This is a genomic window from Rhodanobacter sp. ANJX3 (assembly GCF_014200755.1).
Classification (GTDB): domain Bacteria; phylum Pseudomonadota; class Gammaproteobacteria; order Xanthomonadales; family Rhodanobacteraceae; genus Rhodanobacter.
Window position 1 is genome coordinate 322,940 of sequence record NZ_JACHCM010000001.1, and the last position, 15,661, is coordinate 338,600.

Genomic DNA, 15,661 nt, shown 5'->3' on the forward strand with positions numbered 1-15,661 from the left:
AACGTGACCTTAAAGTCGCCATCGATTGTTACCACGGGCGAGCTCTAGCAGCGATCGACGTGGGGTCGGATCGTAGCGGCAGCGCTTAGCCCATCAATCCTTGCGTCCGCTCTGGCTTCCAGCTCGCTCTCCCTTACGTCGAAAGTAATACCGTCATGCAACAACCGATACGAGTTAGGTGGATACATCTCTGCGATCGACCATTGCCCATACCAGCCAACATCATCAACAAAAAAAGCACCGGCCACGACGATAAATCCGTTGACATGATCCACAGACGTAGGTGCCGTGCCGAAAGTCAGCGTGGCTGCTTCCGTGAGTTCGTTGCCACTAGTCCAATTAATCTTCGTCATAGTTTTTTATGGGGCTTCTATGATCTTCGATGTTTTATTCAGGTAACAGAATGACGGCCTCTACCTCGGTCTGCGTCATTCCCTCGTAGTTGGCTGAGCCGAAATCTGTCATCAGCTTGGCGAATAAGCTTGCGGCGTAGGGGCTCTTTTCAGCATCGGTCGCATGGAGCCATGCCTCATAACCCTCAAGTACTAGCTTTCGATTACCGGCTGCGATCGGCATAGCTCTCTCCACATCCAAAGCCGACTAATTACATTACTGAGTCGCGAGACTTCTACCCTTTTTAGAGAAAAGATGGTGCGTCGGATAGACGACATTACGGTAAGTTGACGTTTGCATAGTCATAGATCTCGACATCGAAGTTTAGTATTCGTCGATAAAAGCTAGATCAGGTTGGCGACATGGAAGGCTATCCGCTCATTTTCGCGAGCTGGCAAAACCAGGATGCTCAGTGACAATTCCAGGGCTCCGATGAGTTGTGTGACGCGTTCTCGCACTACGCCAGCGTTTTCACCTACGCCGCCCGTGAAAACCAGTACGTCAATGGCCCCCAGGGCGATGCACATCCCAGCGATTTGCTTCGCAACTGAGTGACTGAAGATATCGAGTGCGAGTGCCGCATCGGCATCGCCCCTATCGGATGCGCTTTGCAGATCGCGTAAATCGCCGTCCGATTTGGAGATTCCTGCAAGACCAGACCGATGTTCAAAAAGGTCTTCTAACGTGTTCACGTCGTAACGCTGTTCGCGCATCAGATAAAAAATTATCCCGGGATCGAGGTCGCCGGTACGGCGACTCATGACTACGCCGCCCATGGGCGTAAGTCCCATAGAAGTGTCCACGGATTGACCATTGAGAATCGCCGTAATGCTGCATCCCCCACCTAGGTGGGCGACAACCAACCGCCTTACCGGCGCATTTCTGAGCTGTTCAAGGACCGACTCGCAGGACAAGCCATGGAAACCAAAGCGCCTTATGCCGCTATCGCGGATTTGAGTGGGTAGCGGTAGTGTTGCCGCTAAAGCGGGGAGCGTCCTATGAAAAGCTGTGTCAAGGCATCCGACCTGCGGCGTACCCGGAAATGTCTCGAAACACTCATCAATCAAATCTAGCGAAGGCGGCAGGTGCAAAGGGGCAAAGGGCACCGCACGCCGAAGCGTAGCAACGACTGTCTTCGACAAGACAAGATGCTCCAAGATCGTTAGACCGCCATGCACTAAACGATGGCCGATCGCGATGATTTCACCTTCCGCCAATGCCAATTCACGAAGCGAGGTCGTAATGAGCCCGGAGATGGGCACTTTCTTTAGCGGCTTTCTATCTTGATGTACGTAATCGAAGGACAGCTGAGGGGAGGTTTCACGAGACCCGATAGTCCCCGATCCTATTTCAGTCAGCGCGGCAGAAGCCAGACTGTAGAGAGAGAACTTCAACGAGCTTGAACCGATGTTGAGGCAAACAATGATGCCGCTCTTTTCAGGGCTCGCGTTCATCGTTAGCTGACCGATGGGGCAACCCACTGCCAGTCTACAATCTCGGGAAGATCAATTCCGTTTTCACTGACGTACAGATGGTGTCGTTCAATATCGGTCCAGTAGCGCTGCCTTGCTGCTTCGACACGATCTTTCAGACGTGGAACCCGTTCAATCGCATCTAAGGCCAATTGAAAGCGGTCCATGTGATTCTTCACCATCATGTCCAATGCTGTGGTTGTCGTGCCCTCATCACGGTAGCCACGAACATGAATATTTTGGTGGTTATGCCGGCGATAGGTCAACCGATGCACAATTCCGGGATAACCGTGAAACGCGAAAATTACCGGTTTGTCAGCGGTAAAAAGACGATCGAACTGGTCATTATCCATGCCGTGCGGTTCCTCGCTTGTGGGTTGAAGAATTAGCAGGTCTACGACGTTCACCACCCGGATACGCAGATCCGGCTCATAGCTGCGCAGTAGCATGACGGCAGCGAGTACCTCGACGGTGGGAGCATCACCGGCACAAGCCATAACAAGCTCTGGATCATCTGGATCTGTGCTTGCCCACCGCCACGTGCCGGCTCCTGCCGCGCAATGCGCGCAGGCGTCTTCAATATTCAACCACTGCCAGTCGGCTTGCTTGCCTGCAACAATGACGTTGATGAGATGGCGGCTACGTAGACATTGATCTGCCACGTACAGTAGACAGTTGGCGTCGGGAGGGAGGTAAATTCGAACCACGGCAGAGCTCTTGTTCGCGGCGTGATCGATGAAGCCAGGATCCTGATGAGAAAAGCCGTTATGGTCCTGATGCCAGACATGAGACGAGAGCAGATAGTTAAGCGAAGCTAGCTTCGGACGCCATGGCATTGACCGGGTTACCTTCAACCACTTTGCATGTTGGTTGAACATCGAGTCGATAATGTGGATAAAGGCTTCATAACAGTTGAAAAGACCATGTCGCCCTGTGAGCAGATAACCCTCGAGCCAGCCTTGGCACTGGTGTTCACTCAGAACTTCCATGACGCGGCCAGTGGTCGCTAAGTCGGTGTCTGTCTCAATGGAGTCAGCCATCCAACTTTTCTGACTCACTTCGTATACGGCATCCAGCCTGTTAGACGCGGTTTCGTCCGGACCAAAAAGACGGAAATTCGCTTCCGCGTCGTTTAAGTGCATAACGTCACGCAGCCAGATGCCCAAGACCTTGGTTGCTTCTGCCTTCCGGTCACCCGGCGTCTCCACGAGCACGGCTTGCTCCCTGAAGTCAGCCAGTATCAGCGGCTTTAGCAAATAGCCGCCGTTCGTGTGGGGATTCATTCCCATGCGACGATGGCCCTTGGGTGATAGCTCCTGTAGGTCCGGCACCAATCGCCCGTCCGCGTCAAAAAGGTTTTTAGGCGAATAGCTGCGCATCCATTTTTCGAGAGCTTTGAGATGCGTTTTTTTCTCTAGGTGAGCGATGGGAATTTGGTGAGAGCGCCAGCTCCCCTCGACTGGAAGTCCATCGACGCTTTTGGGGCCTGTCCATCCCTTTGGCGAGCGAAAAATGATCAGCGGCCACGCCGGACGATTAGCAGGTTCGCCGGCCCTTCTAGCGGCGTGCTGTATACGTCGTATTTTTGCTAAAGCTCCATCAAGAGCGTCGGCAAAAGCGTCATGCATTTTCATCTCGTCGTCCCCCGAGACGACGATAGGGTCATAGCCATACCCTTGAAAGAGCTGAAGTAACTCGGTTTCACTTATCCGAGTGAGCAGGGTGGGATTGGCTATCTTGTATCCATTGAGGTGAAGAATCGGCAGGACCGCCCCATCGCGTATTGGATTGAGAAATTTATTGGAATGCCAGCTGGTAGCCAATGGACCTGTTTCGGCCTCACCATCGCCGACCACGCAAGCCACAATGAGATCCGGGTTGTCGAAGGCAGCTCCGTAAGCGTGGGATAGCGAGTATCCAAGCTCTCCACCTTCATGAATCGACCCAGGAGTATCGGGAGCCGCATGACTAGGAATGCCGTAGGGCCAAGAAAATTGGCGAAACAGCTGTCTCATCCCCGCCGAATTCCGCTCAACCCTGGGATAGATCTCGCTGTAAGAGCCCTCCAAGTAAGTATGCGCAATTAGGCCTGGACCACCATGACCCGGGCCCGCTATAAAAATCATGTTCAGGTCAAACTGACAGATCGCACGATTGAGATGGGTATAGATGAAATTAAGCCCGGTCGTTGTTCCCCAGTGCCCTAACAATCGGGGTTTGATGTGCTTAAACGCCAGCGGTTCTTTGAGCAGGGGGTTCTCTTGCAGATATATCTGGCCAACCGTCAGGTAATTAGCCGCTGACCAATATCGATGCAGGCGATCTCTTAAAGAAGTACTTAGAGCTTTCATGGATTTCTTCGTGCCCGTGTAGGCGAGGCGGTATCAAGTAACCGCATGGCAGTGCATCGTTCAACAGTGACCATTAACAGCGCGTGTCCTCGAAGCGTGCTCGGTGTGAACGGCCGCAGTCGAGAGCGAGTTTCGAATATTTAGCTGCGGACTCTCATTTGGCTCTCCCCGCCGCGCTCCCCGACAAAACGTATGCCGGGAACGTCGAAACCAGGTTGCCCGATGCCGACAACGCGATCACGGCGGGGCGGGCAGCTCATTATTTGGCACCGATTTGAGACTAACGGCGTGAGCGTCTTTGCCCAACCGTTCTGATTCTTACGCTGTCTAACGATCTGATGTAACAGTGATTCGACCGTTCGGCTCCAGACGGGCATTGTCGCAATCGTTTATATCTTCGCGGCCCGCAGAGTGAAGTGCGCGATCAAACGCGGCTAAAGGTATGTTGCATCGCTTAAGTGCACCGGGAACGTGTTTTCCACGACGAACAAGGAACGTCGCTTTTCCTTCAACGATACGATTTACGACCGGGTATTTTGTGCAGATGATTGCAAGAAATTTGTCGGTCGCCAAGATGCCCGTAACGGCGATCAGCGCCCCAAGGAAGGAGGTGTCAGCCCCAATGATGGAGGTACGCAGCGTGCCACCGACCAAGACAAGAACGATGACGTCAAACGCGGACATTTCGCCGAAGGAGCGTTTGCCGGATACGCGCATCAGTAAAAGCAAAATGAGGTAGACTGCGACGCCTCGTACCGCGAATTCCCACCAAGGCAGAGCAAGTCCGTTGATAATTGATGACATATGCGTTCTCCGAAAAGTGGCGTCATTCATTCGTCGATAGGCATCAGTCGCTAGACGCTTGGTCAGCAGGCTCCACGGTAATGGGCGGCTTCATTGACGAAGATTCAGTGGGGTCTCTACGCAACTCCGTGAGCACTGTCCCCGCCGGTCACAGCTATTGTCGTGCCAGTAATCATACGTGCTGCGTAGGACGCGAGAAAAACTACAGCAGACGCAACGTCTTCCGGCTCAATCCAGGGAAGACCAAGGGGAGTTTTCCCCTTAAGAACTTTGATTGCCGCCGATTCGTCTTTCTCGGGGTCAACCGATGCTGACTTTCCGCCTTCCCCGAGCGCTTGCGCGTATCGATCCTCATGCCGGGTAAGAGTCGTATTAATGAGGCCTGGAATGACGGCATTCACCGTAATTTTGTGCTCTACGAGTTCCAAAGCGACTGATTTCATCAGCCCGAGAATTCCCCACTTTGACGCTGAATAAGATGCTCCGAATTTCGTGCCAGGCTGGATACCCGCGTTTGCGAAGACGATATCAATGCGTTTCAATTCAGTTTTGATCTGATGGGCAAGATCTCGTAACGCAGGCATGTTTCGCTGGTCTAGTTGATAAGCGAGCCAGCGTCTGCCCAGCGCTTGCACCGAGCGACCGGTTTGCGACAAGTCCTCAGGCGACGCGGGTCTATAATCAGGAATGGAACTTACCGGCGCCGCTGCGTCTATTCCGACGATATCGCAACCCTCAGTGGCTAGCGCAACAGCCGCTGCACGTCCAAAACCCTTAGCCGCGCCAGTCACCACGGCTACGCGTCCTTCCAAAGATAGCGTCATAGCTTGATTCCGTTGGCAGGCGGTAGGTTTATTTGATAACCGCCGCTGCAATTGCATCGATGCTCAGTGGGTTTGACCACCACGATACAATGAGCGCTCTCATGTGAGGCGATTGCCTATGAACTGTCGCTTGACTGTGAACTGGGCGCTCAGTCCAGCGAGCTAAGCCAACCTCTGAACGAGCGGCAAGTCCTGCGCTTGGGCCAAGGTGGAAGTGGAGAATCTCCTTGCTAAAAAAAACCCACAGCGGCGGCCGGTCGACCCGGTGCTTAATCGGCGATTAGGTGTCACTTACCCCAGGTAACAAACATAACCACCGCCGCTGCGGCCATTACCGCCGTGGCGAGCCATCCCCAGACATTCAGTGAGGTGCTTATGGTGAACGCACCCATGACCTTCGAGTTCGTGCTCATCTTCATGATCATCACCATCGAAGGAACAGCCGCGACGCCGTTAATAACTGCACTCCAATACAGTGCCTTGATCGGATCGATCGGGGTGAAATTGAGAGCGATTCCCGCCACGCTGGCAAACATCAGTACGCCGTAAAACAGCTTGGCCTGACTTGGCTTTTGTTCAAGGCCGTACGGCTCGTCAAATGCACCCGCAACGGCAAACGCTGTCGACCCGGCAAGAATGGGCACGGCTAAAAGTCCTGTACCAACAATACCGGCGGCGAAAAGATAAAAGGCAAAGGGGCCAGCGATAGGTCGTAGCGCTTGGGCAGCATCTGAGGACGACTGGATATCCGTTTTACCGTGTGCATGTAACACAACCGCCGCGGTCAGAATGATGAAACAAGCCACGATGTTGGAAAACAACATGCCAATCGTCGTATCGATACCGATACGTCGAATAGCCTCTAGCCCCTGAGACGGCGCACGCTTGAGTGCCTTACGGTCACTGCTTGCACGTATTTCCTCCACTTCTTGGGCTGCTTGCCAAAAGAAGAGATAGGGGCTGATGGTTGTTCCGAGTACGGCGACGATGGCCACTGCATATTTGGCATCGAATTTTGCTTTTGGTAAAACGATGTCCTTTAGTACGTCGCCCCACGGTACGTGGATAACGAATACGGTCGCGATGTAAGCAAATAGGCTCAGCGTCAAAAGCTTCAATATGGGTGAGTACCGAGAAAACGGCACCCACACCTGCAGGGCCAGCGAGGCTAAAGCGAAACTGGTGGCGTAAAGCACAGCAGGCCCGCCAATAAGCAGCTTCAGCGCAGCCCCCATGGCACCTATGTCGGCGGCCAGGTTAATGACGTTTGCTACGACCACAGACAAGATCAGCCCATAAACCACGCCCCGCGGATAATAAAGCCGCATGTTTGAGCCGATACCTCTTCCCGTTGCGCATCCTATGCGCGCGCTGATGGTCTGTATGGCGATCATCAGCGGCATCGCCAAAAAGAGGCTCCAGACCGTTGCGTAGCCGTAAGCTGCGCCAACCTGGGAGTACGTCGCTATGCCACTTGGATCATCGTCGGCGGCGCCGGTGATGAGTCCGGCGCCTAGCTTGGCCCACAACGATTTTTTGGCATCTACCGGTGCGTTGTGCCCCACATCGATTCCCCTTCTTAGCAATGCCTATGGCTCCCCGATAGGATTACTACGCTCGACGGATAATTCTGTCATCTCGAAGCGTGAATCCAGCGCACCGACGTAGTCCAGATCACGCGTTCGTAGCTATCGGGGATTTAGCTCTATAGAAAGCGTACGTAAACTTACGAGCAATTGTTTGGCGTGAGAAATTTCCGAATTGGGGACATCCGTAGACGTTAAGAAAATGTGAAAAAGCGGGTTGATCAGTTGGTTAGTTGTTCTATCGCACGCAGTAAGTCTTCTGATCCGTACGGTTTCAAAATGGTGCGCGTGCGGTGTTCTGATCGGACACGATCATCGTCAAAACGTCCCGTTGCGAACAGCACCGGTAAGTCTGGCGTGTGCTGCCTAATGGCCTTGGCCAGCTCAACGCCGGAGTCGTCCGGGAGCCCGACATCCGTAATCAATAAGTGATAACTCCTATCGGCGTAAAAGTTGAGTGCCTGTTGCGCAGTCGTCGCCTCCGTGACTTCGTGCCCTTGCATTTGCAACATCTCCACGACTGTCAAGCGTATGAGTTCATCGTCTTCGCACAACAGGATACGCAACGGCTTCGACGTCTTAGGGACAGTAGTTGCTAACCTGGGTTTTGAAGGAGGAGAGGATAGTGCGTCGACGGGCGCAGCTGGAGGCCGGGACGAAAGCACGGTACGGACTTTTCGCGCGAGCGCCTCATTGGAATAGGGTTTACTGATCAGTTCAACGCCTTCGTCAAGTCGACCGCCGTGGACGATGGCGTTTTCGGTGTAGCCCGACGTAAAGAGGATGGCCACTCCAGGAAGAAGTGCGCGCGCTCTTCTTGCCAATTCAGGACTGCGAATAGGACCCGGCATGACGACGTCCGTAAACAGTAAATCGACCTCGATGCCGCTTTCCAGGATACACAGCGCGCTCTGCGCGTCCTTCGCTTGAAGCACGTGATAACCAAGCTCTATCAGTAGTGTCACGACGATCTCGCGAACGGAGTCGTCGTCTTCGGCCACTAGAATCGTTTCGTGACCGCCTTGAATTGGTCCCTTTTCCTGTGCAGGCAAGCTATCTTCGATGCGCGTCGTACGAGGCAAGTACAACTTAAATGTCGTACCGTGACCTATTTCACTATAGATTTTGATGTGGCCATCGGACTGCTTTACAAAACCGTAGACCATGGACAGGCCTAATCCGGTGCCGTGTCCTTCGGGTTTGGTCGTGAAAAAAGGCTCGAAGACTTTCTCGATGATGTCGGGTGCCATGCCGCATCCAGTATCCGTCACAGCAACCAGGACATATCTCCCCGGGGTAGCGTCAGGGTGGGCGCGTGCGTACTCGTCATCCAGCCACGCGTTCCCTGCTTCTATGGTCAAGCGACCCCGCCCATTCATCGCGTCGCGCGCGTTGATGGCCAGATTGAGCAAAGCGTTTTCTAGATTGCCCGGATCGATAAAAATGTTCCAGAGGCCCCCAGAAATGACTGTTTCAAGTTCGACTTCTTCCCCCAACGTTCGCCGCAGCAGATCGTCCATATTGCGAATGAGACGTGCCGGGTTGGTTACGCGCGGTGCAAGCGGCTGACGGCGACCAAAGGAAAGCAGCTGAGAGGCCAGCTTGGCTCCGCGCGTGACGCCGGCCATCGCGTTATCAAGACGGCGTAAAGCCTGCGGGTTGTCGTCGACATCACTGGCGAGCAGCTGGAGATTGCCGCTGACGACTTGAAGCAGGTTGTTAAAATCGTGTGCCACACCGCCAGTTAAATTGCCAATCGCCTCCATCTTTTGACTTTGCCTGAGTGCGTTTTGACTTTTTATCAAATCAGCGGTCCGCTCTTCCACCCGTTGCTCAAGTGATGCCGCAAGCGCGGCGATCGCTTCTTCGGCGACTTTTTGATCATGAATATCCGCGTTGTTTCCGATCCAGCGCTCAACGCTTCCACTATCGCCGCGTACGGGCAACGCACGGGTGCTGTACCAACGATACGCTCCATCATGGCGACGCAATCTAAATTCAGACTGATAGGGAGATCCAGAGCTCAATGAAGCATTCCAGGCAGCGAGCGTCCCGTCCAGATCGTCGGGATGCACCACCACGGTCCACTGCCCCCCGTTCAAGGCGCCTGGATCAACTTGAAAGTATTCGTACACGCGGTCGTTGAACCAGTCGAGTTGTCCGGCACTATCCGCTGTCCAGACCTGATTGGGCATGGATTGCGCTAGTAGCCGAAAGCGAACTTCACTTTCTCGCAACGCGTCGTCGGCGGCCTTACGCGCGGAAATATCAACGAACAGTACCGCGAAGCGGTCCGCATCCATGCGTCTAGCGCGAGCTTCGAACCACCGGTTCTGCAGGGCAGGTACGTTTATCTCGAATTGAATGGGATTGCCTGTTCTCACCACTTCGGCGTAAGTGTCGATGACAGATGCATCCAGAGTGGGCACGAGCTCCAGGATCGAATGCCCCACCGCAGTTGATGCATCTAGGCCTGTCTGGGTGCCAAAGGCCGGATTGATTTCCAACAGCTGGAAATCAACCATGCGACCGCCTTCATCACGTATGGCATAGCCGACAAAAAAACCTTCCTGCATTTGTTCGAACAGCTCTCGCCAACGAAACTCACTGCGTGCGACGGCCTCTTCGGCAGCCTTACGCTCAGTGATGTCCATCGCGATACCGATGTAGCGCTGACGATCCGAGGCGGCTAGCGTCACGGCTTCGCCTCGTCGCGCGATCCAGCGAATCTCTCCCGTCTCCGGATACACGCGCCGAAATTCGGCGTAACTGATGGGATTGAACGAGCCATATCTGCTCGGTCCGAGGAGGTGCCGATCGTCCGGATGAATCAGGCTAACGAGTAGCGACTCGGTCACTTCAATATCCGGCGCTATATGCCAGATTTTTCGGTACTGGTCGGACACCTCCAATTGGCCGGTGTCTGGATCCCACTCGAACGTTCCAACGCCCCCCACTTCTTGTGCAAAGCGAAGCTTTCGTTCTGCCAACACTCTGTCCGTGGTATCCCGAACGATGGCCATAACGCCAGCTGGTTTCCCGCCGGCGTCAACGACCGGGCTGTAGTCCAGTGAGAGCCACGCGTCCGCTGGTTCGCCCTTCCTGGATAGGATCAAGTGTTGATCGAGATAAGAAAGTGTGCCGCCGGCCAGGCATGTTTTCAGCACATGGGCATTGAAATCGGCGACTTCTACCCAGCCTTCCAAGACCCTCGACCCCAAAAGGGCAGGATGCCGCTGCCCGGCAAACTCCTGATACGCCTCGTTGTAAATCATGATGCCTTCCGGGCCCCAAAGTAGCGTCATAGGGACGTTGGAGCGCAACATAAAGGATGTGATGTTTTTGAGCTCGGTCGACCATTCGGCAATGGTACCCAGCGGGGTTGAAGACCAGTCATACGATCGAATTAACGCCGCGATCCCGCTGTTAGTACCGAGGAAGGCTAGAGGATCGCCGTTAGGAATGCGGGTCATGCGCTAGGACATCCGAAGATTGTGTTGAGGTGACGAAGGCCTTTGCGGCGAATTGTGCACGAGACCCGCAGTTTTATCTGCACTGTTTCATAAAAAAATTTAGAGAGGTTGGTTAAACAAAGCCGCCATCGCGGATCAATAAATATGTTCGCTCCGAGTCCGGTAGTCCGCACATAGTTAGCGATTCTTCCATGCACGGATTCTTCACGATCGCCAGCCTAGCCTCGCCGCCACCATTCGCCGAGGATGCGGGTTTGAGGCTTTTTGAAATCCCGTTTGATTCCGACCCATCCGGGGAATGGATTGTTCCGGTTTTCGGCGATGGCGAAAGAAGATTTGCTTCCCGGGATAAAGCGTTGGCTTTCGCACTGGCTTTAGCGAATGAAGACCGTAAGAGGGGTCATGGCGATAGTTTGGTCTGCGTCCAGGGTGCCGACGACCAGTGGCGCTTGTTCACTCCAGACCTCCTACCAGCAGGGTATAGAACGCGCCGGAATCGCTGAGCACCGGCAATAACTTGCGTATATAGGCTTCTTCGCGGCCCAGATTGGCTATGCCCAACCGATAAGCCGAAAACGATATACGCAAGGAAGCTTGACGTATTCGCTTCGCTAGCGACAACGGGACTGGGAAGGAACCGATTTAGCTCGAATGACTAAACTCGTTCGAATGCGACAAATTTTATACCCGGCGATCACAGGTTTGAACTTATCCGTGGCCTGACGCCGAGGATACATAGATGGAAATTTTCTATATCCCTTTCAAACCAGACGCTACACACGGTTGAAAAGTACCGATTCCGAAGGATGGGGAAAGGCAATTTGGTTCACGCAATGATGCACTCGCATTTGCCCGTAGAATTGCCAAGCAAACGGTTACCGAACAAAGCGAAGTAGCTATTTATGCGTGCAAGGCGGAGATAAGAAGTGGCGGTTATTCACGCCCGACCTCAAGCCTGTGGATTGAGAGCTTCGGCAGACGGTTTTTTTCTCACGTCTATGCTGTGCCGAGTCACGGCGGTGGAAGCAGTCCCATTCGCTACCCTGTACCTTGTGGCCTTGCTATCCACCCGATCTCCAAAGTTCGCTGACCGATGCAGGGGAATTAAGCGCTTGAGGGTATCCATCGGCAAACGCCTCCTTTCTGCTTTAGCTATCGATCATGGCAGCTGCGACGCTATCGATTTCCACGGCGATATTGGTGATCAGCTATAGGGGCGCTGTCTAGCGGTCGATAAGCTCCACATGTTCACGTTAAGCTTAAGAGCAGCAGCAATTCGTTGGGGTATAGATGGACGCTCCGGGGTATGGTCGCATGGGCAGTGTGTCCATGTAAGCCACAATTTTTACTTTTTTTTACGATTGAATTCACACACTTTTGTATGCCGCGCCGGTAGTTTTTTCATCGACGCAACTTAGTCAACCATATCGGTGGGGAGCCCTTATGTGTGACGGGCAGGAAAATCACGACTTATACTTCATCGCCCAGAAGGTGCGTGGATGGATTAGGGCCGAATATGCCCGAGCGGAGTCGATAGAGCGCAGAGAGCACCTTCTAACCATGCGCATTGGTCTCAGTCGACACCTGGAAAAACAGGCTGGCACTTTTGAAGAGCTTCGCAGGCTCAAAGCTCTTCATGAGACTCAGTTCCGATGCCTACTCGTAAGCGAAGCGTCAACCTTATCTGGAAGGGTTAATAAAGTTGCGCTTCGGGAAATTACGGAGCGGGAAGTGCGCACAGGCCGTATGAAGCCCACTGACGAGCTCTACGTGCGCGCAAAGGCAAAGCTGGATGTCCTATGCCTCGTGCAGCCCATCTCGCCCCATGAGGTCGAGGAAGCTATAGCTAAGGGGGCCGAAGAGCTGCCGACTTCAGAATATTTACCGCAAATTTCCATTGGGTGATCCTAGCCTAACCACCGCAGTTTCTGGCGAAGCCGGTTACAGCATTTCGCGGTGAGCGTTCTACGCGCTCATCGGAATACGGGCCCTCGCCGCAGCCGTACGGGGCCTCGATATGCATCATTGGGGTCAATCCGTTGATCGCCTTGCGTGATGACGATGCGGCCTGAGCGGGCCAATGCGGCTGCCGTCTCGCGCACGGCTGGCATCATTGCCCGCCATGCCATTTCACCATCAGTCAGGGTGCGCGCAACCTCTGACGGGCAGATTGAAGCTTCTGGCTCGCGCACCGAGAGGAGGTCAATAATTTTGCCGGCAATATGCATAGGGTAAAATTACTGACGACACGGTGATGATCTCGTCGTCTCCACTGGCATGCGCCGCCGCTTAACCCCAGCGTCGCGCCTCCACTCTTAACCAGTGGCCTAGTCAGGGCCGGGCGATTAGCCGCTGTTATCGTGGGTAGCTTTATGGCGACGATCTCGTAGGGGATGAAATGTCGCTTTCCATCGCCCCGGGTTTTGGCTTCGTTGCATCAAATAGCGACCAACGGGTCACTCTTTTGAGGTAGACGATTGTGATTCTATTGAGTGTGTAAATACGCTGCTAAAGCGCACAAGATTCATAGTGAGCGGTTGGTCCGATAGTTTCTGGCGCGGGGCTCTTGTGCCGTAGTTTCGCCTGTGTCTTTGAGGCCAAAGCGTCTGCCCAATCGCGTCGCCAGCGTTGACGCATACCGCAGCGAGTTCGCAGACAGGTCACATTCTGTCGGAGCATTTTGTCCAATGCCGGAGATTTGCAATGACCACGGTGGGAAACTGGATATCTACGGGCATCCCGACGCAGTTTGCAAAGGCGGCCAATCGCCAGATCGCCTATCGTTCGTATGGCGCGGGGCCAACTCTCATACTTTGCACTCGCTTCCGTGGCACGTTGGATACTTGGGATCCCGCCTTTCTGGATTGCCTTGCAGAACGATTTCGCGTGATCACGTTCGACTATCAAGGTATTGGTCAATCGACAGGTAACCCGAGCTATGACCCCAAATCACTCGCCCGTGACGTAGTGGCTCTCGCCGATGCCATAGGCGAAGACAAATTCGTCATTGGGGGCTGGTCGCTCGGAGGACAAGCCGCTCAAGTTGTCGCGACGGTGTGGCCAGAACGCGTGACGCATATGATCCTGATTGGCACTGTGCCACCTGGAGATAACGCGCACGGCTCTACACCGGCATTCTCAGCCTGTGCGCTGAAGCCCCACAATAGCTTGGATGAAGAGACGATCCTTTTTTTCGAGCCCATGTCCGTAGAAAGCAGGGCGGCCGCCCGGACCTCTCGCCTGCGCATAGCACTTAGGACATCTGGACGTAGTCCGGATGTGCCAGAGGATCTGTACCTAAGACTTCTCAAAGAATCTTCGCACGATGAAGCCTTTCACGATGACGGTGGGTATCGCGCCTTTCTTGAGAGGTCGGAAACTCCCATCTTGGTCATCGCAGGTGACCATGACATCGGGTTCCCGGTCGAAAATTGGCTCAATCTACCGCGCAAATGGCGCTCGCTATTTCTCAGCGTCTTACCTCGTGCGGGTAATGGTGTTCAGCACCAGTATCCGAAGCTTGCGGCCCAGATCATGGGTTGCTTCGTGGAAAGTATTTCACCGCATCCTTAGTGGCCTCACCTCGTTTCCCCTTCACGTTTTTACGGGGTTGTAGGCAGAGGGGGATGTTGTCCTGATGCCGCCAGCAGCGCAGTATTCATGCTGGAAAGGGTGAGATAATGACTCCCGATATCAAAGATCGGGACTGCTGGTGCCGTCAACAGACCTTCACGGATCTGAGCGGTCGTCAGCCTCTCGCTTTCATGTTGACCCAACTATCTATCGAGATCGAGGTCCGTGGAACAAGCGTATAGGAGAATTCGAGTCCTGGTGGCGGATGACCATCCGCTATTCCGCGCCGGAGTGGTTGCCGTTGTGTCCAAAGAGGTGGACATGGTGGTGGTGGCAGAAGCGAGTGATGGTCACGAAGCAGTGAAGCTTTACCGAGAACATAAGCCGGACGTAGCGCTTATGGATCTTCGGATGCCTGGTCTCGGGGGCGTAGAAGCAACATCGATCATCATTTCGGAGCATCCAACAGCGCATGTGCTTGTGGTCACCACCTATCAAGGTGACGTAGAGGCACTTCGAGCGCTGAAGGCAGGCGCGATCGGCTACCTCCTCAAGAGCAGCATGTTGGATGAACTGTCGCCGGCGATAAGGCTTGTATCGGGAGGCAAGAAGTACGTGCCTGCGGAAATTGCCGCAGGGTTGGCAAGCCATGCCGTGGATGATGAGCTCACTTTGCGCGAAATCGCCGTGTTGACTTCAGTGGCGGCGGGAAACTCAAACGCCCTGGTTGCGCGAGAGCTTGCAATCTCCGAGGAGACTGTCAAGAGTCATATGAGGGCGCTTATGTCTAAGCTCGCAGCGCGAGATAGGACGCATGCGGTCTCGATTGGCATAAAGAGGGGAATCATCGGTAGTTAGCGCCCCCCGGATGGCTGCGACTCTCATTGAGCGCATCAACTCAGTTGCAGGGTGTGTGCCGAGATCATGAGGTGAAGTAATTTTTGCGTTCGACTGTTGCAGTATCCGCGCGGCGTCCTATCGGCCGCCCTCCACCGAGGAAAAGTTGGATGACGAGGCTCAGTCATGCTGTCATGGCTTGATCGCAGGTCACTATACCCTCTAGCTGCAAGACGACTTTTTCTGGGTCAGGCTGCAGCAAGTGAGCGGAAGGCCGAGAATCATCCGCGTCAGGTATCTCATCGCAAGGCCGTCAGCTGTTGCTGGGTAATGGCGATCGCCATATGT

The 15,661-nt window shown here is 54.1% G+C and carries 12 protein-coding genes; 2 read left to right on the forward strand and 10 right to left on the reverse strand.

Annotation, left to right across the window (positions count from 1 at the left end; genetic code table 11):
• Window positions 1–44 precede the first annotated feature (44 nt).
• The 10 genes from HDE76_RS01275 to HDE76_RS01315 form a co-directional block, all read right to left on the reverse strand.
• A complete protein-coding gene (locus HDE76_RS01275; RefSeq protein WP_179476545.1) occupies window positions 45–353 on the reverse strand; it encodes a hypothetical protein in 309 nt (102 codons plus the stop codon).
• Between the two features lie 34 nt (window positions 354–387).
• Window positions 388–576 carry a hypothetical protein gene (locus HDE76_RS01280; protein ID WP_179476546.1) on the reverse strand — a complete coding sequence of 63 codons (189 nt, stop codon included), beginning with the start codon at window positions 574–576 and terminating at the stop codon, window positions 388–390.
• A gap of 161 nt (window positions 577–737) precedes the next feature.
• A complete protein-coding gene (locus tag HDE76_RS01285; RefSeq protein WP_179476547.1) occupies window positions 738–1,847 on the reverse strand; it encodes an acetate kinase in 1,110 nt (369 codons plus the stop codon).
• 2 nt (window positions 1,848–1,849) lie between these two features.
• Window positions 1,850–4,216 (reverse strand): phosphoketolase family protein, encoded by a 2,367-nt coding sequence (locus HDE76_RS01290; protein ID WP_184504930.1) that lies wholly within the window; start codon window positions 4,214–4,216, stop codon window positions 1,850–1,852.
• A gap of 327 nt (window positions 4,217–4,543) precedes the next feature.
• Window positions 4,544–5,020, reverse strand: coding sequence for a YetF domain-containing protein (locus tag HDE76_RS01295; RefSeq protein WP_179476549.1), 477 nt, complete (start codon window positions 5,018–5,020; stop codon window positions 4,544–4,546).
• Between the two features lie 116 nt (window positions 5,021–5,136).
• Window positions 5,137–5,844: an SDR family oxidoreductase gene (locus tag HDE76_RS01300; protein WP_184504932.1), complete on the reverse strand. Its 708-nt coding sequence runs from the start codon at window positions 5,842–5,844 to the stop codon at window positions 5,137–5,139.
• Between the two features lie 287 nt (window positions 5,845–6,131).
• Window positions 6,132–7,409: a divalent metal cation transporter gene (locus HDE76_RS01305; RefSeq protein WP_343205629.1), complete on the reverse strand. Its 1,278-nt coding sequence runs from the start codon at window positions 7,407–7,409 to the stop codon at window positions 6,132–6,134.
• 242 nt (window positions 7,410–7,651) lie between these two features.
• Window positions 7,652–10,903, reverse strand: coding sequence for a PAS domain S-box protein (locus tag HDE76_RS01310; RefSeq protein ID WP_184504934.1), 3,252 nt, complete (start codon window positions 10,901–10,903; stop codon window positions 7,652–7,654).
• A gap of 453 nt (window positions 10,904–11,356) precedes the next feature.
• Window positions 11,357–11,491: a hypothetical protein gene (locus tag HDE76_RS20645; protein ID WP_255457529.1), complete on the reverse strand. Its 135-nt coding sequence runs from the start codon at window positions 11,489–11,491 to the stop codon at window positions 11,357–11,359.
• 1,385 nt (window positions 11,492–12,876) lie between these two features.
• A complete protein-coding gene (locus HDE76_RS01315; protein WP_184504936.1) occupies window positions 12,877–13,131 on the reverse strand; it encodes a DUF3253 domain-containing protein in 255 nt (84 codons plus the stop codon).
• 475 nt (window positions 13,132–13,606) lie between these two features.
• Between HDE76_RS01315 and HDE76_RS01320 the strand changes: the two genes are divergently transcribed.
• Together HDE76_RS01320 and HDE76_RS01325 are read left to right on the forward strand one after the other, a co-directional pair.
• Window positions 13,607–14,476, forward strand: coding sequence for an alpha/beta hydrolase (locus HDE76_RS01320; protein WP_184504938.1), 870 nt, complete (start codon window positions 13,607–13,609; stop codon window positions 14,474–14,476).
• Window positions 14,477–14,701: 225 nt separating this feature from the next.
• On the forward strand, window positions 14,702–15,334 hold the full coding sequence (locus HDE76_RS01325; protein ID WP_343205630.1) for a response regulator transcription factor: 633 nt from the start codon (window positions 14,702–14,704) through the stop codon (window positions 15,332–15,334).
• Window positions 15,335–15,661: the final 327 nt, after the last annotated feature.

Excerpts from the sequence above, each read along its gene's own strand:
- HDE76_RS01275 (WP_179476545.1), bottom strand. The coding sequence starts at position 353 with ATGACGAAGATTAATTGGACTAGTGGCAACGAACTCACGGAAGCAGCC.
- HDE76_RS01280 (WP_179476546.1), bottom strand. The coding sequence starts at position 576 with ATGCCGATCGCAGCCGGTAATCGAAAGCTAGTACTTGAGGGTTATGAG.
- HDE76_RS01285 (WP_179476547.1), bottom strand. The coding sequence starts at position 1,847 with ATGAACGCGAGCCCTGAAAAGAGCGGCATCATTGTTTGCCTCAACATC.
- HDE76_RS01290 (WP_184504930.1), bottom strand. The coding sequence starts at position 4,216 with ATGAAAGCTCTAAGTACTTCTTTAAGAGATCGCCTGCATCGATATTGG.
- HDE76_RS01295 (WP_179476549.1), bottom strand. The coding sequence starts at position 5,020 with ATGTCATCAATTATCAACGGACTTGCTCTGCCTTGGTGGGAATTCGCG.
- HDE76_RS01300 (WP_184504932.1), bottom strand. The coding sequence starts at position 5,844 with ATGACGCTATCTTTGGAAGGACGCGTAGCCGTGGTGACTGGCGCGGCT.
- HDE76_RS01310 (WP_184504934.1), bottom strand. The coding sequence starts at position 10,903 with ATGACCCGCATTCCTAACGGCGATCCTCTAGCCTTCCTCGGTACTAAC.
- HDE76_RS01315 (WP_184504936.1), bottom strand. The coding sequence starts at position 13,131 with ATGCATATTGCCGGCAAAATTATTGACCTCCTCTCGGTGCGCGAGCCA.
- HDE76_RS01320 (WP_184504938.1), top strand. The coding sequence starts at position 13,607 with ATGACCACGGTGGGAAACTGGATATCTACGGGCATCCCGACGCAGTTT.